This window comes from uncultured Tateyamaria sp. (assembly GCF_947494755.1).
Lineage (GTDB): Bacteria > Pseudomonadota > Alphaproteobacteria > Rhodobacterales > Rhodobacteraceae > Tateyamaria.
Genome location: NZ_CANLVZ010000014.1, coordinates 16,808 through 37,137 on the forward strand (window position 1 = coordinate 16,808; position 20,330 = coordinate 37,137).

Sequence of the window (20,330 nt, forward strand, 5' to 3'; positions counted from 1 at the left end):
GTCATTCCCCCGGAACCAAGGTTGCATCATCTGTCATGTCGTCGCGCCGCATCACCCGTGCGGCCACAACGGCGGCCAGCAGGAACAAGGCGGCTTCAAAGGTGAACACCACGCCGTACGCCGCACCATCGGGCAGGACCAAACGCGTCAAATCCAGCATGCCGGTGGCGACCAACCCGGCCAAGCCCGCGGCAATCGCCTGGGCTGCGCCAAACACACCCATGCGGGTGCCGGTGGCTTGGGAATGGGCGGCGGCCAGTTGCATCATGGATCCAACCGCACCCACGACAAATAGGCCGTTGCCCAGACCCAGAGCGACAGTGCTTGGGACCAACGGCAAGCCTGCGCCAAGACCCAACAGTCCGAGGGCGGACATAGCGCAGCCTGCAACCGCCCAGAACCTCAAGGTGCCAATGCGCAGTTGCGACAGCACACCCGCACCGATCATCCCCACCAAAGCGGCTCCATCCTTGCCACCGGACAGCTTGGTGGAGTCCTCGGGGCCAAGGCCATGGACGTGCCCTGCGAAGGGCTCAAAAATCAGTTCAGAGAGGTAAAAGGCGAGGATCGACAGGAACACGAACCCGGTAAAGCGGCGCGCAATGGGGTCAGCCCATGTCGTGCGCAACGCCACCACCAACGGCGTGTCATGGGGGGCAGCAGTTTCGGGAACGCGCGCCTCGACCCGCCATGTCGCGATCACGCACAGCAGAAACGCGATAGAAACGACGGTCCCCACTACAACGACCAAACGGTCAGGGGAGTATGGTTCGAGCGCAACGCCTGTGCCAATGGATGCCGCAATCGCGCCCGCGATCAGGAACAGCCAAGCGGTCGTGGCGACGCCCCCTTTGCGCGCCCCGGATGCGCTGGCCAGCAGAGCCAAAAATGACGTACCAGCCGCGCCGATACCCAGACCAATGGCGATGTAGGACAAGGCCCAGATCGCAAGCGCCCACTGCACCGATGCCTCAGCCACCGCAATGCCCCACGCGGCCCCAAGAACGCCTGCGCCGACAACGGCCATGCCGCCCAGAATGAAAGGTGTGCGCCCGCCCTTGGCGTCTGAGCGGTGCCCCCAAACGGGTCGGGTCAGCTGCACCCCGTAGTGCAACGCCACAAGCAGACCGGGCAGCAGCGCAGGCAATGCCAATTCGACCGTCATCAAACGATTGAACAGGTTCACCGGCAAGGCCGCGAGGCCGCCAATGGCCGCATTCACAAGGCATAGACGTGCCAGAGTGGGCCATCCGACGCTCATGCCAGCCCCCTGAGTGCAAAGGCGGCAATCATCATGCCCGACACATAAAGCAGCACGCCTGTCCCGTTGTACCAAGGGGCCTTGGCGCGCGGGTCGCGGAACATGATCGTCATCGCCCAGAATTGGAGGGCGAGCACCAACGCAACCCCGGCAGCATGAGCAGGCCTATCCCAAAGGGCGAGCAGCGCGATGACGATACCTTGGGGAATGGCCATGACTAAACACGCAACTTGCGCCGCGCGGCGCGGCCCAAGCGTGACGGGCAGAGAGTTCACGCCCGTTTGCCGATCTCCTTCGAGCGCCTTGAAGTCGTTGAGGGTCATGATGCCATGCGCACCGACCCCATAAAGCAGCGCGATTAGCAAGATTTCTGGCCGCGGTGCGCCTGCCGCCAAGACGGCAGCGCCGGTGACCCACGGCAGAGTTTCATAGCTGAGACCGACAAGGCCCGGACCCCACCAGCCTGATCGCTTCAGACGAACCGGTTCCGCGGAATAGGCCCACGCAGCAGCCACACCCACAAGGGTCGCGGCAAATCCATAGATGCCCAACTGCCAGCCGACAAACAGCGACAGCGCCGACATGGCCAGCGCGATCCACAGCCCCCACCGGCCCGGAATACGACCCGACGGAATCGGGCGATCGGGTTCGTTGATCGCATCCACATGACGGTCGCACCAGTCATTCGCCGCCTGAGACATGCCGCACACAATCGGACCAGCCAACAGCACACCCAAAAGGACAAGATACCACTGACCGGCGGGGGCGACACCGGATGAGATCACGCCGCACAGATAGGCCCACATTGGCGGAAACCACGTGATCGGCTTGATCAGGCGCAGCGCCGCAGCAGGCTCTGGAAAACGACGTGCGTGTAGGGTGGGACTGACATCCATGTGTCAACTATGGCTGACACCTTGAGTCGGCGCAAGAGTATGGGCGGCTTAGCCGTTTTTGCTGAGCAGCCCGAATTTACGCAGTTTGACATAGAGGGATTGACGCGACAGCCCTAGCATTTCCGCAGCAGCCACCCGGTTATTTCGCGTCAGGTTCACCGCTGTCTCGATGCACATTTTCTCAACCACATCAGTGGTTTCCGATACAATTTCTTTGAGGGACGCAGTACCCACAAGATCCATCACATTGCTGCTGGGGTCTGGCAGATGACCGGTGCCCGAGGTGTCCGCGTCGCGCACCCCGCCCATCCGGCTGACATCGCGGATGATCAAAGCCACGGCAGGGTTGGCCGGGTCTTCTAACTGGGCGGCGGACACTTCAACCGGCACACGCGCACCCAGATCATTCACCATGCGGCTGGCATAAATGCGCATCTGCCCCGCTTTTGCGGCGTTGTCGAGCAACACGCTCATGTCGATCTGGCCGCGCGCCATGAAGTCCGCCAATGATGCACCGACGACGTCACTGAGGTGGGCCGCGCCAATCAAATCAAGGAACGCCTCGTTAACGGAGAGGATGACACCGCGCGGGTCCATGAAGACGACCGAGTCCGTTGTGGCACGAAACAGGGCAGCGGCGTGATTGATGGGCGTGTCTGACGTGTCGGCGGCGGGCGCGCTGCCGGACAAACGGCACATCAACATACGTTGGCCAGCCGCGCGGAACACGATGGGTTGCAGGGACAAGGTTTGACGGGTGCGCGTGGCGCGCACCGTCACGGGACCTGCATCGTCAGACAGGGTCGCGTTCATCAGGCTTTCCGTCAGTTCCGCACCCGAGCGGTCGGAAAAGAGGCTGGCAAAGGTCGCACCCGTCAGGGCCTCGCGCTTGAGGCCAAGCAGGGCCGCCGCCTTTTCATTCGCATCATCCACGCGGCCCGTCTGAACAGAGACAAAGACGACAGCATCGTCCACATTGCTCATCACCACGCGATACCGGCTGTCAAACTCGCGGCGGGCTTCATAGCCTTGCTCGAGGGCGATCTGGGCCTGAACCAATTGCTGCTGCGTTTCCGCAATCGGGCGCAGATCGCGGCCCAACAGCAAAACGGCGTTTTCCTGACCAAAGGGGTGGAATGTATAGCGGACTGGATATTGCCACACGGCGTTGTCAGCGTGGTTCAGTTCAATTGACTTCCTGAGCGTGCCGCCTGACGTATACGCATCATGGGCATTCTTAAACTTTTCGATGCTCTCGTCAGTCAGGAAGTCCACAATCGGGCGACCCTCCCAATGGCTGAGATTGCCAAAGCTGTCGTCTTGGGTGTTCAGCAAAACCGACAGCACCGTGCCCTCCGCAGAGACAACAAGGGCGATATCCGACGCGGCCGCGACGATGCTGCTCAGGAATTCCGGCTCGATCAGCGGCACGCTGCCGCTGCTCCAGAAGTTGCTGCCGCCCCTCGTCATAGCCGGCCCAATGCCTTCATGCGTTTTGTGCAAAAGCCGTAGACGTCTGCCGCTGACTTCGTAACCAGATCCACGTCTGTCTGACCCTTTATTCCTTCGGCACTGGCGCGCACCGATCCGCCCAACGCCAGCACGGGCGGGATGTCGACTGATGCCCGGATCGTTTTAACAGTCCGAGTGATGCTTTCAAGGGCTGCAATGCGTGCGCAGGAAAACAGAACCATGTTCGGCTGATCACAGATCACCCGGGCCATGACCTGCTTGCGGGTTTCGGAGATGGATAGGCTGACATCACCCCCCAAGCGGCGCAACTGAGCGGCCACAACGCTGGCCCCCAGAAAATGCTGTTCGCCTTCGGGAACCACGACAAGCGCGTGGATGGCACCGGGATCATCCGCATGCGCCCCGTTCAGCCCAAGCGACGCCTCGCTCAACAAGGCTTGCAGGCGCAGCGACGCAATGGTCACGTCGGCAAAGCTCATATCCGAGCTGAGCCACAACTCACCCAAAGCATAGGCAACTTGTGGGATATAAAGATCGATGATGGCGTCCACGGTCAGTCGAAAGCCGCGCATTTCATCCAGTACAAGGCAGGGATCAAATCCGGTCCGGGCGCTCGTCGCGCGCAACAAATAGTCAACGGCGACCTGACGGGCACCTGCTGTTGTCACGGTCTGACGTTCGCACAGCATTGAAATGACCTGAGATGCCAGCGGCTCCAAGTCCGTTGAGTGCTCAAATACAGAGCGGGTCGGGCCATGTGGGTCGTCATGCGCCATGGATTACCTCGATCCTGAGCAACGCAATGAACAACTCTGGCGCGTCAGAGTCGCGGATACGTCAAAAATTGTCTGCCTCAACGGCTTGATTGTCAACTGTGTTTGACATTCATCCAGTAAGTTGACGGCAAGCGCAATGAGTCGTTCTGCCAAAAGCCTATAAAAAGCAGGTACTATGAAGGCCGCTCGCGTATATTTGCCAGAAATTGCACCGGCTTTGACTGACATCTGAACTGTAACTTTTAATTGACACTTTTCCCTTCGCACCGATACCCTGAATTGTAAGCTAAGGGGAGAGTTCCATCAAAATGACCACCGGGATGTCACAGCGCACGGTGCCCGTGGGCCTCTACACGGCTGAGGAGCGCGCGCGGCGCGATGCGACCATCTGGACCCCGGTTCAGGGCGTTCTCGCGCCGGTTCAGTTTGTTGTGTTCCTCGTCTCTTTGGTGCTGGTGCTGCGCTACCTTGCGACAGGCGACGGATATGTCATCGCAACCTGGTCCATCGTGATCAAGACGGGTGTGCTCTATCTGATCATGGTGACGGGCGCGATCTGGGAAAAAGTCGTTTTTGGTCAATACCTTCTGGCACCTGCATTCTTTTGGGAGGACGTGTTTTCCTTCCTCGTGATCGGGCTGCATACTGCCTACCTCTGGGCGCTTTTCACCGGCGCATTGGCCCCCGTTTCACTGATGATCCTGGCGCTCGCCGCCTACGGCGCTTACCTCATCAATGCGGTGCAGTTCATCCTCAAATTGCGCGCTGCCCGCTTGCAGGCCGCCACCTATGCGCAGGCCCCGGCATGACCGAGCTTCCCCGCCTCCCTCCCTCCGGCGGATGCCGTGACACGCCGATTCTCAAGCAGCGCGGTCAACGTGAAGTGTTTTGCGGTCTGACGGGAATCATCTGGCTGCATCGCAAGATGCAGGACGCGTTCTTTTTGGTGGTCGGGTCGCGGACTTGCGCCCATTTGCTGCAATCCGCCGCTGGCGTGATGATTTTTGCCGAACCCCGCTTTGGTACGGCGATCCTTGAGGAAACCGACCTTGCCGGTCTTGCTGACGCGCAGGATGAACTCGACAAGGTAGTGAACGAGTTGCTGGCACGCCGCCCGGACATCAAACAGCTGTTCCTTGTCGGCTCTTGCCCGTCTGAAGTGATCAAGCTGGATCTGGCCAAAGCCGCCGAACGGATGAGCCAGACGCATGCGCCTCATGTACGCGTGCTGAACTTCTCTGGCTCGGGTATCGAGACCACTTTCACCCAAGGCGAAGACGCCTGCCTTGCCTCCATGGTACCGGTTCTGCCCAAAGACGACCAACGCCAGCTGCTATTGGTTGGGGCCTTGCCTGACGTGGTGGAGGAACAGGCCATCGGACTGCTTGAGGCAATGGGCATCGGGCCCATTAAGGTCCTGCCCGCGCCGCGCGCGACAGATGATCTGGGGGTCGGCGCGGGCACCGTTTATGCCCTGACTCAACCATTCCTTGGCGATACGCATGATGCGCTGACGCGCCGTGGGGCCCGGCATCTCCCCGCGCCGTTTCCTTTCGGTGAAGAGGGCACAACGCAGTGGCTTGCCGCCATCGCAGCTGAATTCGGCGTGGCACCTGACCTGTTCGGACAGGTCACCGCCGCGCCGCGTGCCCGGGCGCGCAAGGCCATCTCGCAAGCCTCCGAAAACCTGCGCGGCAAATCGGTCTTTTTCTTTCCCGACAGCCAGCTTGAAATCCCACTGGCCCGCTTTCTGACCCGCGAATGCGGGATGGACGCGATCGAAGTCAGCGCGCCATTCATTCACAAAGGTATCGTCGGCCCTGACCTCGATATGCTGGCAAGTGGTCCAACGATCTCGGAAGGGCAGGATGTCGACCTTCAACTCGACCGCGCCCGCGACGCCCGCGCCGACCTGACGGTCTGTGGGCTCGGCCTCGCCAATCCACTCGAAGCCGAAGGGCTGGCCACCAAATGGGCCATCGAACTCGTGTTCACACCCGTCCATTTCTACGAACAGGCGGGCGATCTGGCGGGACTGTTCTCGCGCCCCATGCGCCGCGCGGGCCTGCTGAAGGTGGACGCGACATGACCTTTCATTGTTCCAAAAATATGCAGATGGACGGGCCCCGATGAAGCTGACGGTCTGGACATATGAAGGCCCGCCCCATGTCGGCGCGATGCGCGTCGCGACAGGCATGACCGGATTGCACTATGTGCTGCACGCCCCGCAGGGCGACACCTATGCGGACCTGTTGTTCACGATGATCGAACGGCGCGATCACCGCCCGCCGGTCACCTACACCACCTTTCAGGCGCGAGACCTTGGTGCCGACACCGCCAACCTGTTCAAGTCCGCCGCCCAGGACGCCTATGACCGGTTCAAACCCGAGGCAATCATCGTCGGTGCGTCCTGCACGGCCGAGTTGATCCAGGACGACCCCGGTGGCATGGCCGAAACCATGGGCCTGCCCGTGCCGGTGATCCCGCTGGAACTGCCCAGCTATCAGCGCAAGGAAAACTTCGGCGCGGACGAGACGTTCTTTCAGATCGTCAAGACGCTGGCCAAACCAATGGAGCGGACCAAGCAGATCTCGGCCAATCTGATCGGTCCGACCGCGCTTGGCTTTCGTCACCGCGACGACATTCAAGAGGTTACCGCGCTGCTGTCGGACATGGGTATCAGCGTCAATGTGGTGGCTCCCATGACGTCGTCTCCGCAAGACATTGCCCGTATGGGGGCCGCCCATTTCAATGTGTTGATGTATCCCGAAACGGGCGAAAGTGCTGCACGCTGGCTCGAGCGCGAGATGGATCAGCCCTATACCAAAATTGTTCCGATTGGCGTTGGTGCGACGCGGGATTTTGTCGCCGAAGTGGCGGAGATCACGGGGCGCGACGCTTATATCGACACATCCCGTTTGCGCCTACCCTGGTATTCGAAATCCGTCGACTCCACCTATCTGACCGGCAAGCGCGTCTTCATCTTCGGGGACGGCACCCATGTGATGGCCGCTGCCCGCGTCGCCCGTGACGAGATGGGGTTCGAAGTCGTTGGTATGGGGTGCTACAACCGCGAACTGGCCCGCCCAGTGCGCGCTATGGCGAAGGATTTCGGCATCACCGCCACAATCACCGACGACTACCTCGAGGTCGAGCACGTGATCGAGGCGTTGCAACCCGAAATGATCCTTGGCACCCAGATGGAGCGCCATATCGGCAAGCGCCTCGGCATTCCTTGCGCTGTGATTTCGGCCCCTGTTCATGTGCAGGATTTCCCCGCCCGCTATTCGCCACAAATGGGCGTCGAGGGCGCGAACGTATTGTTCGATACATGGGTTCATCCGCTGGTCATGGGGTTGGAAGAGCATCTCTTGCATATGTTCCGCGACGATTTCGAGTTCCACGATGCGGCGGGAGCCTCCCATCATGGCGGGTCTGCGCCTGCGGCGAGCGCAGAGGGGGGGCCAGCCCCCCAAACCCCCCGCGGTACTTCTGGTCAAAAGAAGACAGAGAGTGGCGATGTCATTTGGCTGGATGCAGCCGAGCGCGAATTGAAGAAGATCCCGTTTTTTGTCCGTGGCAAGGCGCGCCGCAACACCGAGAGTTTTGCCGCCGAGCGTGGTATGGGCGAGATTTCTGTCGATACCCTTTACGAAGCGAAGGCCCATTTTGCGCGATGAGACTGGCATAACAGGGCGCATGCCCGGCTACCGTGTGGTCATCATCACACTGGACAGCCATGCCGCTGGCCCCGCCTGCCGCGCGATGGAGGCATTGGCCGCCGACTACCCCGGCCTTGATTTGCAGATCCATGCGGCCGCCGAGTGGGGCGAAACCCCCGGGTCGTTCGAGGCAGCCGAGGATGCGGTGCGCCATGGTGACATCATCATTGCGAACCTGCTGTTCCTGGAAGAGCACGTTGCCCGCATCCTGCCTGCACTCCGGGCGCGGCGCGATCAGTGTGATGCAATGGTGGGCGTGGTGGCCGATGCGGAGGTCGTCAAGCTGACCCGCATGGGGACGCTCGACATGATGGCCCCACCCAGCACCATGGGCAAGTTGATGAAGCGGCTGCGTGGCTCCTCCAAGCCCTCGACCGAAAGCGGTGCCAAGAAGATGGCGATGTTGCGTCGCCTGCCCAAGATACTGAAGTTCCTGCCGGGCAAAGCGCAGGATCTGCGCGCCTGGTTCCTAGTGATGCAATACTGGCTGGGCGGGTCTGATGACAATATCCGCGCGATGGTCCAGTTCCTGCTGAACCGCTATGCGACCGACACGGCCTGGGCCGATGCGCCCGAAGCGGCGGCCCCGGTCGAGTACCCTGATACGGGCCTTTACCATCCTGATCTGGCCGCGCGCATTACGGTCGATCCTGCGGATGTGCCCGGCCCCAAGGGTGCGACCCTGACCGTCGGGCTTGTCATGTTGCGCTCTTATGTATTGAGCGGAGATACCGGCCATTACGACGGCGTGATCCGCGCCTTCGAGGCGCGCGGTGTGCGTGTTCTGCCCGCCTTTGCCGGTGGCCTCGATGCCCGCCCTGCGGTCGAGACCTATTTCATGGGCAAGGTCGATGCCCTCGTTTCGCTCACCGGATTTTCGCTGGTGGGTGGCCCGGCCTACAATGACAATGACGCCGCCGTCGCGCTGCTGAGCGAACTCGATGTGCCCTACATCGCCGCGCATTCGCTCGAGTTCCAGACTTTGGGTCAATGGGCCAACAGCTCGGGCGGCCTTGGCCCGATTGAGACAACGATGCTGGTGGCCTTGCCCGAACTTGACGGGGCGACCTGCCCGACTGTGTTCGGTGGGCGGCTTGGACCTGAGGGGTGTACCGGGTGCGCGCACAAATGTCAGACCGGGTCTGAGCCCAAAGCGATGGTGCCCTGTTTCGAGCGGATCGACTCGCTGGTGGAAAAGGCGCGCCGCCTTGGTCAGTTGCGTCGCGCGAAGAACGCGGACAAGAAAGTCGCTGTCGTCCTGTTCGGCTTCCCCCCTAATGCAGGGGCGGTCGGAACGGCGGCCTATCTTTCCGTGTTTGAAAGCCTGTTCAACACGCTGCGTGAGATGCGCGCCCGTGGCTATACCGTCGATGTGCCCGAGAGCGTGGACGCCCTGCGTGCTCAGGTGATCGAAGGCAATGCGGCCCAATACGGCCAGCAGGCCAACGTGGCCGCCCACGTAGATGCCGACACCATCGTGCGCACCTCGCGCCATCTGGCCGAAGTGGAGGCTGTTTGGGGGCCTGCGCCGGGTCGGGTGCAATCCGATGGGCGCGGTGTGTTCGTGCTGGGGGCTGAACTTGGCAATGTGTTTGTCGGGGTGCAGCCCGCATTCGGCTACGAAGGCGATCCGATGCGCCTGTTGTTCGAGAGGGGGTTCGCGCCAACCCATGCTTTCGTTGCGTTCTACCAGTGGCTGCGCGACACCTACGCCGCTGATGCGATCCTGCATTTCGGAATGCACGGTGCGCTGGAATTCATGCCGGGCAAACAGGTGGGTATGGGCGCGCGCGACTGGCCGGACCGGCTGATCGGCGAGATGCCGAATATCTATCTTTATGCCGCCAACAACCCGTCCGAGGCGTCGCTTGCCAAGCGGCGGTCGGGCGCTGTGACCATCAGCCATCTTACACCGCCCTTGGCGACATCGGGGCTTTACAAGGGCATGGCCGACCTCAAGGATTCGCTGTGTCGCTGGCGCGAGATGCATGCGGATGATCCGGCTCGCGGCGATATCGAGACACTGATCGCCGAACAGGCGGATGCGGTGGATATGGGTGGTGCGGCACCGGACACGCTGTGGCTCAAATTGCTCGAGACCGAAGACGCGCTGATCCCCGATGGGCTGCACGTGGTCGGTCAGCGCCTGAGCGATGCGGCGCGCGCGGAATACCTCGACATCATGCCTCATGCCGATGCGGATGCGCGGGCGCGGATGGACGCGCTGCTACAGGACGAGACGGAACTGGGCGCGATCATGAACGCTCTTGATGCGCGGTTTACCCGGCCCGTTGCGGGGGGCGATCTGATCCGCTCGCCCGACATTCTGCCGACGGGGCGCAACATCCACGCCTTCGATCCGTTCCGCATGCCGACCGCTTATGCTTGCCGCGACGGCGCGAAACAGGCCGAGTTGCTGCTTGAGACGCACCCGACCCTGCCTCGCTCGGTCGCGCTGGTGCTGTGGGGGTCTGACAATATCAAATCAGACGGTGGCCCGATCGCGCAGGCGCTGGCGCTGATGGGCTGCACGCCGCGGTTCGACAGTTTCGGGCGGCTTGCCGGGGCGGATCTGATCCCACTCGAAGAACTCGGCCGTCCGCGTATCGATGTGATTATGACCTTGTCAGGCATCTTCCGCGACCTCCTGCCGTTGCAATCGCGTATGTTGGCCGAGGCGGCGTTGAAGTGTGCTCAGGCGGATGAGCCGCTGGATCAGAACTTTGTCCGGGCTCATGCGCTCGCCTATGCGGAAACCCAAAGCGTTGATCTCGAAACAGCGGCCTTGCGGGTCTTTTCCAATGCCGAAGGGGCCTATGGGTCGAACGTGAACCAATTGGTCGACAGCTCGGCCTTCGGGGACGAGGACGAGTTGGCGGATGCCTACGAGAACCGCAAGAGCTTTGCCTATGGCGTGGACGGCAAGTCGGCCGCCAATCCCAAGCTGCTGCAACAGGCGCTGGCGGATGTCGAACTGGCCTATCAGAATCTCGAGTCGGTCGAGTTGGGCGTCACCTCGGTCGATCACTACTTTGACACGCTCGGCGGGATTGCCCGGGCGGTGAAACGCGCGCGCGGGTCCGAGGCGGCGGTCTATATCGGCGATCAGACACGCGGGACGGCCAAAGTGCGCACCCTCAAGGATCAGGTCGCGCTTGAAACCCGCAGCCGGGCGCTGAACCCGAAATTCTTCGAAGGGCTGCTGAAACACGGCCCCGAAGGGGTGCGCCAGATCGAGGCGCATGTGACCAACACGGTCGGTTGGTCGGCCACGACGGGCCAGGTGGATGAATGGGTCTACCAGCGCATTTCGGAAACCTTTGTGCTGGATGACGAGATGCGCCAGCGCATCGCTGAGCTGAACCCCACCGCGTCGAGCCGGATGGCGAACCGCCTGATCGAGGCGTCGGACCGCAACTATTGGGCACCTGACGCCGCAACGCTGGCGGCGTTGCAGGATGCCGCCGATGCGCTTGAGGACAAACTGGAAGGGATCGCAGCCGAATGACCCTCTTGATCCAGATCATACGTCGGAGCCTCCGGCGGGCATATTTTGAGAACAATGAAGGGCACTTTCTGCCCCATGAAAGGAGGCTCGCATGAGCCCACTCGACAGAACTCCCCCCGTCCTGCGCGGCCAGGACGGCGAAGGATCGGTGCAGGTCCATCTGGACGAAAGTGCCAAGATCGAAGGGGCCAAGGTCTTTTCCGTCTATGGCAAGGGCGGGATCGGCAAATCGACCACGTCGTCGAACCTGTCTGCGGCCTTTTCCATGTTGGGCAAGCGCGTGTTGCAGATCGGGTGCGATCCCAAGCATGACAGCACGTTTACCCTAACAGGCATGTTGCAGCCCACTGTCATCGACATCCTGAAGGAGGTCGATTTCCATCCTGAAGAGTTGCGGCCCGAGGATTTCGTGTCCGAAGGGTTCAACGGTGTGAAATGTGTGGAGGCCGGGGGTCCGCCCGCGGGCACGGGCTGTGGTGGTTATGTGGTTGGCCAGACCGTGAAGTTGCTGAAACAACACCATCTGCTCGAAGAGACGGATGTGGTGATTTTTGACGTTTTGGGTGATGTGGTCTGCGGTGGTTTTGCCGCGCCTCTCCAGCATGCGGACCGCGCGCTGATCGTGACGGCCAACGATTTTGACAGCATCTATGCGATGAACCGGATCATCGCTGCGGTGCAGGCCAAGTCGAAAAACTACAAGGTGCGTCTGGCGGGCTGCGTGGCCAACCGCTCCAAAGAGACGAACGAGGTGGATCGTTATTGCGACACGGTCGGTTTCAACCGCATCGCGCATATGCCCGACGTCGATGCGATTCGCCGCTCACGGCTCAAGAAAAAGACCCTGTTCGAGATGGACGACGAGGAAGACATCGTGCGCTGCCGCGCCGAATACATGCGCCTAGCCCAGCTTTTGTACGATGGGACTGAGGGCATGGCCCCCGCCCCGATGGAAGATCGAGATATCTTTGAGTTGCTTGGATTTGATTGATGCCGGCCTATGACCAAACCCGTGCGCGGGTCGAAGACTACTTCGACCGCACCGCGACCAAGACATGGGAGCGTTTGACCTCGGACGCGCCGGTGTCACGGATTCGCGAGACCGTGCGGGCGGGTCGGGATCGGATGCGGGCCTTGATGCTGTCGCGTCTGCCTGAAGACTTGCGCGGGGCGCGGGTTCTGGATGCGGGCTGTGGCGCGGGCCCGGCGACCATAGAGTTGGCGGAGCGCGGGGCGCAGGTGGTTGCCGTCGATATCTCGCCCCAACTGATCGACATCGCGCGCACGCGCTTGCCCAAAGCCCTCAAGCGTCAGGTGGATTTCCGGGCGGGCGATATGTTCGACCCCGAACTGGGCCATTTCGACGCGATCATCGCGATGGACAGTCTGATTTATTACACTGCCGAAGATATCGGCATGCATCTGGCCGCCTTGGAAAAACGCACCAGTGGCCCCATGGTGTTCACAGTTGCGCCGCGCACACCTGCGCTAATGGTGATGTGGTATGCGGGTAAGGCGTTCCCGCGCTCGGACCGTTCGCCGGTGATGATACCGCACGCGCATCCGACGCTGGCGAGGGCCGCCAAGGCCGCAGGCGTGCGCGCTACCTTGCGCCCAGTCGATCGGGTGACATCCGGCTTTTATATCTCCGAAGCGATGGAGGTGCGGGCGTGAGCGGACTGCGCAGCCTTACCACGCGGGTTCTGCCCTTTGCCGATGCGGCGTCGGACAGTCTGCCGCTTGGGCAACTCCTGCGTCTGTCGCTGTTTCAGGTATCGGTGGGCATGGCATCGGTCATGCTGCTCGGCACGCTCAACCGGGTGATGATTGTGGAGTTGTCACTGCCGGCGATGATCGTGGCTTTCATGATCGCGCTGCCGGTGCTGATTGCACCATTCCGGGCGCTGCTGGGCTTTCGGTCCGACACGCACATCTCGGCCATCGGGTGGAAGCGGGTGCCTTACATCTGGTTCGGCTCTTTGTGGCAGTTTGGCGGGCTGGCGGTGATGCCCTTTGCCCTGCTGGTTCTCGGCGGTGATGTCTATCACGAGGTGCCATTCGCAGGTGAAATCCTCGCCGCGCTCGCTTTTCTGATGACCGGGCTTGGGCTGCACATGACGCAGACGGCAGGGCTGGCGCTGGCCAGTGACCGCGCCACGGATGAGACGCGGCCGCGTGTCGTCGCCCTGCTCTATGTGATGTTCCTTGTCGGCATGGGCATTTCGGCGCTGATCATCGGTGGCCTGCTCAGCAACTACAGCGATTTGCGCCTGATCCGGGTGGTGCAGGGGGCCGCGGTCGCCGGTATTGCGCTGAACCTGATTGCGCTTTGGAAACAGGAATCCATCCGGCCTTCGACCCGCGAAGAACGCGCGGCACCCCGACCCCTGTTCCGCGATGCGTGGAATGACTATGCGCAAGGGGGGCAGGCGGGGCGTCTTCTCGCGTGCGTGTTCGTAGGGACCATGGCGTTCAACATGCAGGATGTGCTGCTGGAGCCCTATGGTGGTGAAATTCTCGGCCTGTCCGTGTCGGCAACGACGCTGCTGACAGCCCTTTGGGCGGCGGGGGCTTTGGCCGGGTTTGCCTGGGCGGGGCAGCGGCTGGCCAAGGGGTCAAACGCCTATCGGCTTGCGGGGGGTGGCATTCTGGCGGGCATCTGGGCGTTCAGCCTCGTGATCTTTGCCGCGCCCATGCAGGCCAACGTGCTGTTTTATGCAGGCGCAACTCTGATTGGCTTCGGTAGTGGACTGTTCGCTGTCTCGACACTTACGGCAGCCATGACCATGCCGTCGCGCGGTACTGCCGGGCGCGGTCTGGCACTTGGGGCGTGGGGCGCGGCGCAGGCAACTGCCGCCGGGCTTGCCATCGCTTTGGGTGGCACATTGCGCGACTGGATCGGTGCCATGGCCACATCCGGCACCTGGGGCGAGGCGCTTAACACGCCCGCCACCGGCTATTCTTTCGTTTACCATGCGGAGATCGGCTTGCTCTTCGTCACTCTCGTCATCCTGGGACCGCTTGTGCGCACTTCGGGTCCCCTCACCCAAGCGGAGAACCCGCAGGGCCTTGGCCTCGCGGATTTTCCCACATGATCTTGTCCAGGAAAGGAATTTAACATGACTGGCACATTCTTTGGCGAATTCGACCTTGCGTCGCTCTCGCTCTGGCTTTTCTATATCTTCTTTGCGGCGCTGATCATCTACATCCAGCGTGAAAACATGCGCGAGGGCTATCCGCTCGAGGATGACGAGGGCAACAAGTCGTCGAACCCCAGCCTGTTCCCGCTGCCTGAGGACAAGACATTTGATCTGCCCCACGGGCGCGGGTCGGTCAGCTTCCCCTCCGGCCAGACGCCCGAGCGTGAGAACCTGCCGCTCAAGCGCAGCGGGCCGGGCAATGGCTATCCGCTGGAACCGACCGGCGATCCGATGATCGACGGGGTGGGGCCCGCGTCATGGGCACCGCGCCGTGATGTGCCGGAACTCGATGGGCATGGGCACCCCAAGATCATCCCGATGGCCGCCAACGAGTCTTTCAGCGTCGCATCGGGCCGTGACCCGCGTGGCCTGCCCGTCGTGTCGGGTGATGGCGAGGTTGTGGGCCGTGTGACCGATATGTGGATCGATGAACCCGAACAGCTTGTCCGCTATCTCGAATACACGCTGGATCCGAAATGGGGCACGGGCAACCGTCTGGTGCCGCTGACGCTGGCCCGGATCAAATCGGATCGGGTCAATGTCCGCACGCTTTACGGCAAGCATTTCGGCACCGTGCCGCAGCATGCGAGTGCCACGCAGGTCACCATGCTCGAAGAAGACAAGATCAGCGGCTACTACGGCGGCGGCGTGCTTTATGCCGACAGCGCCCGTCAGGAACCCAAGCTCTGATACCTATCATCGGGGTGGGCGGCGACGCCCATCCCACACCATGCAACCATGACAAGGATGCGCGCCATGTCTCACGATGACTTTGCAGTCGAACCGATCAAAGGGCTGCCGGAACGCCCACCGGAGGGCGAGGAAATCCTGTGGCAAGGCAGCCCCTCCGTCCCCGCGCTGGCGCGCGAGGCGCTGAATGTGAATTGGGTCATCGGGTATTTTGGCCTTTTGACCGTGTGGCGGTTCATCACTGTGAGCGATCTGATGCCTCTCGGGCAGGCGCTTGGGGCGACGGTGCCCATGGTTCTGCTCGGCGCGGTCGTGGTTGGGTTGTTGTATCTGATCGCGCTTATTCAAGCGCGTGCGACGGTCTACACCATCACGAATGCCCGCGTTGCGATGCGGATTGGGGCGGCGCTGACGCTGACGCTGAACCTGCCCTACCGCCAGCTCGGCAATGCCGGGCTCGATCTGCGCAAAAGCGGGACGGGCACCATCGTTCTGGAAACCACCGGCAAGACGAAACTCAGCTATCTCGTGATCTGGCCCCACGCGCGCCCCTGGCGGTTTTCGGACCCGGAGCCTGCGCTGCGCTGCATCCCTGACGCCCGAAAGGTGGCAACCATTCTGGCAAATGCCGCCGAGGCAAAGGTCAGCGTTCCCCAAGTGACGCGCACTACTCCGATCAGCGCAGTGGCGGCGGAGTAAGCGCAGATGTCTGACACCCACACCGCCCGCATCCACGCCAAGGAAGAAGAACTGGTACCCCGCGTCCTTGTGCGCGCGGTCATGGCGCTGCTGCTGATAATCCTGTCGATGGTCACGATCGCGACGCTGACCAATCGCCCGCTCGAAAGCCAGCCAGCCCAAGGCCCCATCCTGACCGAACGCGCGATTTACCTGTCGGGCGAGGCCAGCGGAGCGGCTCGTGTACTGGATGCCGATGGCGCGCTGCTGGCGGATTTTCCGGCCGACAAGGGCGGCTTTGTCGCCGGCATCGAACGTGTCATCATCCGCGAACGACAAAAGACCGGGGGCGCTGCCAATGCCCCCATCCTGCTGCGCCTTCGGGCCGGCAATCGCCTGTCCATCTACGACCCCGAAACCAACTGGAGCGCCGAACTGATGGGCTTTGGCGCCGACAATCTCCGCACCTTCGCCAGGTTGCTGGATCAACCCTAGTCAATGGAGGAAGCCACCATGGGACTACTAACAAAGGAATTTGAACGTGCGCCCTGCACGGTAGAAATCTCTCACAAATTCGAAAGCCTGCACGCGCATGTGCGGTTCAACAACGGGGCCGTCATACATCCCGGCGACGAGGTTCAGGTGCACGGGCCTGAAATCATGGCCCCTTTCGGTGAGATCGTATCCGAGGACCGCGAAGCGACCATCATCCGCGCCTCGAAACTCGAACAACTCTGGACCCGCCTGACGGGCGATTTCGAGGTCATGGAGCTGTGCGAATTCTCCTTCTCCGAGGAGGTGACGCTGTGAACAAGCATACATCCGACATCACCGACGCAGAGGAATCGCTCGCCCTTCAACAGGCCCAATCGGTCGCCGACAGCGATGCCGCCACTGAACTGGCGATGCAGAACACGCTGCTGACGCCGCGCTTTTACACCACCGATTTCGACGAGATGGACCGCATCGACGTGACCCCCGTGCGCGCCGAATGGGACGATCTGATCGCCGACATGGTCGCTGACCCCAACAAGGGTCACTTCAAGAAGAACGAAGACTGGGATCATGTCGATTGGGACGGGATGGAGCCGGAGCTGAAAAAGGAATTCCTCGACTTCCTGATTTCGTCCTGCACGGCCGAGTTCTCGGGCTGTGTGCTGTATAAAGAGATGAAGCGGCGCGGGTCGAATTCCGACATCACCCAACTGTTTCAGTTGATGGCACGGGACGAAGCGCGCCATGCGGGCTTTATCAACGATGCCCTGCGTGAGGCGGGTGTGGCCGTGAACCTCGGCTTTCTGACGCAGAAGAAGAAGTACACCTATTTCCGCCCCAAGTTCATCTATTACGCCACCTACCTCAGCGAAAAGATTGGCTATGCGCGCTACATCACGATCTTCCGCCACCTCGAGGCGAACCCTCAGCATCGGTTCCACCCGATCTTCAAGTGGTTCGAGGAATGGTGCGGCGACGAATTCCGCCATGGCGAAGCCTTTGCCCTGCTGATGAAGACCGACCCCAAGCTGACGCGCGGGTTCAACGTGTTCTGGATCAAGTTCTTCCTGACGGCGGTCTACGGGACGATGTATGTGCGCGACCACCAGCGCCCGGCCTTTCACAAGGCGCTTGGTGTGGACCCTGATTGGTATGCGCACGAGGTGTTCACCAAGACCTCCAAGATGACCGAGCAGATCTTTCCGATCACGCTCGACATCGAACACCCACGCTGGCAGCGCAACCTCGAGCGTTTGCAGAAGGCCAATGTGGATATGGCTGGGGCGACCGGTCTGAAAAAGATCGGCGCACAGGTGCGCGCCGGTATGGCCTTTGTGGCGCTGTTCACGATCCCGGTGAAAAAGCATCAGGCGCCTGCCTCGGTGCGGTTGGAACCTGTGTATTGAAACAGCCCGCCACATACCTCTTTTCCGGCGCGGATCGCGGCGTTGTGCCCTTTGGGTGCAGCGCAGGTCCATGCGCACACATGGCCACGTGGCCTGCGCCGGAAAAGCCTGAAGACAGGGGCGCAGTATGAGCCCCTGGATCGCGGCCCTGATTGCATTGTTTGTCTGGTGGTTCTCCACCGGCACAATCCTGATGGCCGTGAAATACGCTGATCGCGCAGGACCCACGGCGCGCCAGACGACCACATGGATCACGCTGCCTTTGATGGCCCTTGGCGCATATGGTGCCTATTGGTCCATGGGGCAGACGGACATCTTTGGCATCTATGTCGCGTTTTTGTCGGCGCTGGCGCTGTGGGGCTGGATCGAACTGGCCTTCCTGACCGGTATCATCACCGGCCCAAACACGGGTGCGTTGCCGCCCCACACCCCCGAATGGGAACGGTTCATCCGCGCCTGGGGCACCGTCGCCTATCACGAGATGCTGTTGGCCGTGACCGTCGCCGTCTTGGCGCTGATGCTGTGGCAGGCCCCGAACCCCTTCGCGTTCTACACCTTTGCGGTGCTGTTCTTTGCGCGCATCTCGGCCAAGCTGAACCTGTTCCTTGGCGTGCCCCACATCAACGTCGATTTCCTGCCCGCCGCGCTTGCGCATCTGCCCAGCCATTTCCGCACGCGCGGCATGAACTGGCTGTTCCCGATCTCGGTCAGCGCGCTGACCTTTGCCGCCGCCTGCTGGCTCGAGCGGCTTTATGCGGCCGAAACGACCGGCCATGTCACCGGCTTTGCGCTGCTGACGGCGCTCACGGTCCTTGCGGCCCTCGAACACTGGGTGATGGTCCTGCCGATCCCTGACGAACGGCTTTGGCGGTGGATGCTGCCAGCCCAGAAACCAACCGAAAAACAGCACCAACAAGGGGGACATCATGGACTTTGATGTATTGTTCCAAAGCCAGATCGACGCGCTGAAGGACGAGGGAAATTATCGCATCTTTGCCGAACTGGAACGCCAGTCCGGTGCCTTTCCCAAGGCCAAATGCCATGACGAGGATGCCCCGGACGAGGTAACGGTGTGGTGCTCGAACGACTATCTCGGCATGGGCCAGCACGAGAGTGTGACCAAGGCGATGAAAGATGCCGTGGACGCCTATGGTGCTGGTGCGGGCGGGACGCGGAACATTTCAGGCACGAACCACGCCCACAAGCTGCTCGAGGCCGAACTGGCGGACCTGCATGGTAAGGAAAGCGCGCTGCTGTTCACCTCCGGTTATGTGTCGAATTGGGCGGCGCTTGGCACGCTTGGAGCGCGCCTGCCCGATGCGGTCATCCTTTCGGACGAGTTGAACCATGCTTCCATGATCGAAGGTATTCGCCACTCACGGGCCTCCAAGGTGATCTGGAAACACAACGACCCCGAGGATCTGGACCGCAAGCTGGCGGCTCTGCCTGCCAACGCGCCTAAGATCGTCGCCTTTGAGTCGGTATACTCGATGGACGGCGACATCTGTCCAATGCAGGAAATCGTCGAGGTCGCGGAAAAGCACGGCGCGATGACCTATCTCGATGAGGTCCACGCCGTTGGCCTCTATGGCCCGCGCGGTGGCGGTATCTCCGAACGCGAAGGGCTGGCCGACCGGATCACCCTGATCGAAGGTACGCTTGGCAAGGCCTATGGCGTGGTCGGCGGGTATATCACCGGGTCAGAGGCGATGTGCGATTTCATCCGCTCGTTCTCAAGCGGGTTTATCTTCACCACGGCGCTCCCCCCGGCTGTGGCGGCAGCGGCGCAGACGTCGATCCGCCACCTCAAGCAGTCTGACCAGGAACGCATCCTGCAACGCGAACGCGTCGCCTATCTGCGCAAGCGTCTGGATCAGGAAGGTATCCCGCATCTGGAAAACCCCAGCCACATCATTCCGGTGATGATCAAGGACCCGGTCAAGTGCCGGATGCTGTCGGATTACCTGATGCAGCGCTATGGAATTTACGTCCAACCGATCAACTACCCGACTGTGCCCAAGGGGACGGAGCGGCTGCGCTTTACGCCCGGCCCACTGCACTCCATCGATGATATCGAACATCTGGTCTTTGCGCTGAAAGACCTGTGGAAACAGTGCGCTATCAGCCATGCTGTCGCCTGAAGGGGAAACAGAGGTCACATTTCCCGCCCATCCGGTGATCAATTCAAAGTTACTGTTGACTTGAACACCAACCCGCTACGTTCT

The 20,330-nt window shown here is 61.4% G+C and carries 18 protein-coding genes; 14 read left to right on the forward strand and 4 right to left on the reverse strand.

What is annotated here, in order from left to right:
* Position 1 precedes the first annotated feature (1 nt).
* Genes Q0908_RS16050 through Q0908_RS16065 form a run of 4 tightly spaced genes read right to left on the reverse strand, consistent with a single transcriptional unit; the run spans position 2 to position 4,406 of the window.
* Positions 2 to 1,261, reverse strand: coding sequence for a PucC family protein (locus tag Q0908_RS16050; RefSeq protein WP_299286765.1), 1,260 nt, complete (start codon positions 1,259 to 1,261; stop codon positions 2 to 4).
* Positions 1,258 to 2,157: a chlorophyll synthase ChlG gene (gene chlG, locus Q0908_RS16055; RefSeq protein ID WP_299286768.1), complete on the reverse strand. Its 900-nt coding sequence runs from the start codon at positions 2,155 to 2,157 to the stop codon at positions 1,258 to 1,260. The genes Q0908_RS16050 and chlG overlap by 4 nt, the downstream gene beginning before the upstream one ends.
* A gap of 48 nt (positions 2,158 to 2,205) precedes the next feature.
* Positions 2,206 to 3,627 carry a transcriptional regulator PpsR gene (gene ppsR, locus Q0908_RS16060; RefSeq protein ID WP_299286771.1) on the reverse strand — a complete coding sequence of 474 codons (1,422 nt, stop codon included), beginning with the start codon at positions 3,625 to 3,627 and terminating at the stop codon, positions 2,206 to 2,208.
* Positions 3,624 to 4,406 carry a hypothetical protein gene (locus Q0908_RS16065; protein ID WP_299286774.1) on the reverse strand — a complete coding sequence of 261 codons (783 nt, stop codon included), beginning with the start codon at positions 4,404 to 4,406 and terminating at the stop codon, positions 3,624 to 3,626. The genes ppsR and Q0908_RS16065 overlap by 4 nt, the downstream gene beginning before the upstream one ends.
* Positions 4,407 to 4,726: 320 nt before the next feature.
* On the opposite strand from Q0908_RS16065, the gene bchF reads away from it, so the two are divergent.
* The 14 genes from bchF to hemA all read left to right on the forward strand — a co-directional run bounded on the left by bchF (position 4,727) and on the right by hemA (position 20,246).
* Positions 4,727 to 5,215 (forward strand): 2-vinyl bacteriochlorophyllide hydratase, encoded by a 489-nt coding sequence (bchF, locus tag Q0908_RS16070; RefSeq protein ID WP_299286778.1) that lies wholly within the window; start codon positions 4,727 to 4,729, stop codon positions 5,213 to 5,215.
* Positions 5,212 to 6,495: a ferredoxin:protochlorophyllide reductase (ATP-dependent) subunit N gene (locus Q0908_RS16075; RefSeq protein ID WP_299286781.1), complete on the forward strand. Its 1,284-nt coding sequence runs from the start codon at positions 5,212 to 5,214 to the stop codon at positions 6,493 to 6,495. The genes bchF and Q0908_RS16075 overlap by 4 nt, the downstream gene beginning before the upstream one ends.
* Positions 6,496 to 6,535: 40 nt before the next feature.
* Positions 6,536 to 8,086 (forward strand): ferredoxin:protochlorophyllide reductase (ATP-dependent) subunit B, encoded by a 1,551-nt coding sequence (gene bchB, locus Q0908_RS16080; protein ID WP_299286785.1) that lies wholly within the window; start codon positions 6,536 to 6,538, stop codon positions 8,084 to 8,086.
* Between the two features lie 19 nt (positions 8,087 to 8,105).
* A complete protein-coding gene (locus Q0908_RS16085; protein ID WP_299286788.1) occupies positions 8,106 to 11,636 on the forward strand; it encodes a magnesium chelatase subunit H in 3,531 nt (1,176 codons plus the stop codon).
* Between the two features lie 91 nt (positions 11,637 to 11,727).
* Entirely contained in the window at positions 11,728 to 12,627 is a 900-nt protein-coding gene (bchL, locus tag Q0908_RS16090) for a ferredoxin:protochlorophyllide reductase (ATP-dependent) iron-sulfur ATP-binding protein (protein ID WP_299286791.1), read from the forward strand.
* Positions 12,627 to 13,310: a magnesium protoporphyrin IX methyltransferase gene (gene bchM, locus Q0908_RS16095; protein WP_299286794.1), complete on the forward strand. Its 684-nt coding sequence runs from the start codon at positions 12,627 to 12,629 to the stop codon at positions 13,308 to 13,310. The genes bchL and bchM overlap by 1 nt, the downstream gene beginning before the upstream one ends.
* Entirely contained in the window at positions 13,307 to 14,731 is a 1,425-nt protein-coding gene (locus Q0908_RS16100) for a PucC family protein (protein WP_299286797.1), read from the forward strand. Before bchM ends, Q0908_RS16100 begins: the two co-directional genes overlap by 4 nt.
* Before the next feature lie 24 nt (positions 14,732 to 14,755).
* A complete protein-coding gene (gene puhA / locus Q0908_RS16105; protein WP_299286800.1) occupies positions 14,756 to 15,526 on the forward strand; it encodes a photosynthetic reaction center subunit H in 771 nt (256 codons plus the stop codon).
* 66 nt (positions 15,527 to 15,592) lie between these two features.
* Complete coding sequence (gene puhB / locus Q0908_RS16110; RefSeq protein ID WP_299286803.1) at positions 15,593 to 16,225, forward strand: photosynthetic complex putative assembly protein PuhB; 633 nt, start codon at positions 15,593 to 15,595, stop codon at positions 16,223 to 16,225.
* 6 nt (positions 16,226 to 16,231) lie between these two features.
* On the forward strand, positions 16,232 to 16,699 hold the full coding sequence (gene puhC, locus Q0908_RS16115; RefSeq protein ID WP_299286806.1) for a photosynthetic complex assembly protein PuhC: 468 nt from the start codon (positions 16,232 to 16,234) through the stop codon (positions 16,697 to 16,699).
* A gap of 18 nt (positions 16,700 to 16,717) precedes the next feature.
* Complete coding sequence (locus Q0908_RS16120) at positions 16,718 to 17,014, forward strand: hypothetical protein (RefSeq protein WP_299147401.1); 297 nt, start codon at positions 16,718 to 16,720, stop codon at positions 17,012 to 17,014.
* Positions 17,011 to 18,105, forward strand: coding sequence for a magnesium-protoporphyrin IX monomethyl ester (oxidative) cyclase (acsF, locus tag Q0908_RS16125; protein WP_299286811.1), 1,095 nt, complete (start codon positions 17,011 to 17,013; stop codon positions 18,103 to 18,105). The genes Q0908_RS16120 and acsF overlap by 4 nt, the downstream gene beginning before the upstream one ends.
* Before the next feature lie 127 nt (positions 18,106 to 18,232).
* Positions 18,233 to 19,042 (forward strand): putative photosynthetic complex assembly protein PuhE, encoded by an 810-nt coding sequence (gene puhE, locus Q0908_RS16130; RefSeq protein WP_299286814.1) that lies wholly within the window; start codon positions 18,233 to 18,235, stop codon positions 19,040 to 19,042.
* The gene (hemA, locus tag Q0908_RS16135; RefSeq protein WP_299286816.1) at positions 19,032 to 20,246 is read left to right on the forward strand and encodes a 5-aminolevulinate synthase; all 1,215 of its coding nucleotides are present in this window, start codon (positions 19,032 to 19,034) and stop codon (positions 20,244 to 20,246) included. Before puhE ends, hemA begins: the two co-directional genes overlap by 11 nt.
* Positions 20,247 to 20,330: the final 84 nt, after the last annotated feature.

Excerpts from the sequence above, each read along its gene's own strand:
- Q0908_RS16050 (WP_299286765.1), bottom strand. The coding sequence starts at position 1,261 with ATGAGCGTCGGATGGCCCACTCTGGCACGTCTATGCCTTGTGAATGCG.
- chlG (WP_299286768.1), bottom strand. The coding sequence starts at position 2,157 with ATGGATGTCAGTCCCACCCTACACGCACGTCGTTTTCCAGAGCCTGCT.
- ppsR (WP_299286771.1), bottom strand. The coding sequence starts at position 3,627 with ATGACGAGGGGCGGCAGCAACTTCTGGAGCAGCGGCAGCGTGCCGCTG.
- Q0908_RS16065 (WP_299286774.1), bottom strand. The coding sequence starts at position 4,406 with ATGGCGCATGACGACCCACATGGCCCGACCCGCTCTGTATTTGAGCAC.
- bchF (WP_299286778.1), top strand. The coding sequence starts at position 4,727 with ATGTCACAGCGCACGGTGCCCGTGGGCCTCTACACGGCTGAGGAGCGC.
- Q0908_RS16075 (WP_299286781.1), top strand. The coding sequence starts at position 5,212 with ATGACCGAGCTTCCCCGCCTCCCTCCCTCCGGCGGATGCCGTGACACG.
- bchB (WP_299286785.1), top strand. The coding sequence starts at position 6,536 with ATGAAGCTGACGGTCTGGACATATGAAGGCCCGCCCCATGTCGGCGCG.
- Q0908_RS16085 (WP_299286788.1), top strand. The coding sequence starts at position 8,106 with ATGCCCGGCTACCGTGTGGTCATCATCACACTGGACAGCCATGCCGCT.
- bchL (WP_299286791.1), top strand. The coding sequence starts at position 11,728 with ATGAGCCCACTCGACAGAACTCCCCCCGTCCTGCGCGGCCAGGACGGC.
- bchM (WP_299286794.1), top strand. The coding sequence starts at position 12,627 with ATGCCGGCCTATGACCAAACCCGTGCGCGGGTCGAAGACTACTTCGAC.
- puhA (WP_299286800.1), top strand. The coding sequence starts at position 14,756 with ATGACTGGCACATTCTTTGGCGAATTCGACCTTGCGTCGCTCTCGCTC.
- puhB (WP_299286803.1), top strand. The coding sequence starts at position 15,593 with ATGTCTCACGATGACTTTGCAGTCGAACCGATCAAAGGGCTGCCGGAA.
- puhC (WP_299286806.1), top strand. The coding sequence starts at position 16,232 with ATGTCTGACACCCACACCGCCCGCATCCACGCCAAGGAAGAAGAACTG.
- Q0908_RS16120 (WP_299147401.1), top strand. The coding sequence starts at position 16,718 with ATGGGACTACTAACAAAGGAATTTGAACGTGCGCCCTGCACGGTAGAA.
- puhE (WP_299286814.1), top strand. The coding sequence starts at position 18,233 with ATGAGCCCCTGGATCGCGGCCCTGATTGCATTGTTTGTCTGGTGGTTC.
- hemA (WP_299286816.1), top strand. The coding sequence starts at position 19,032 with ATGGACTTTGATGTATTGTTCCAAAGCCAGATCGACGCGCTGAAGGAC.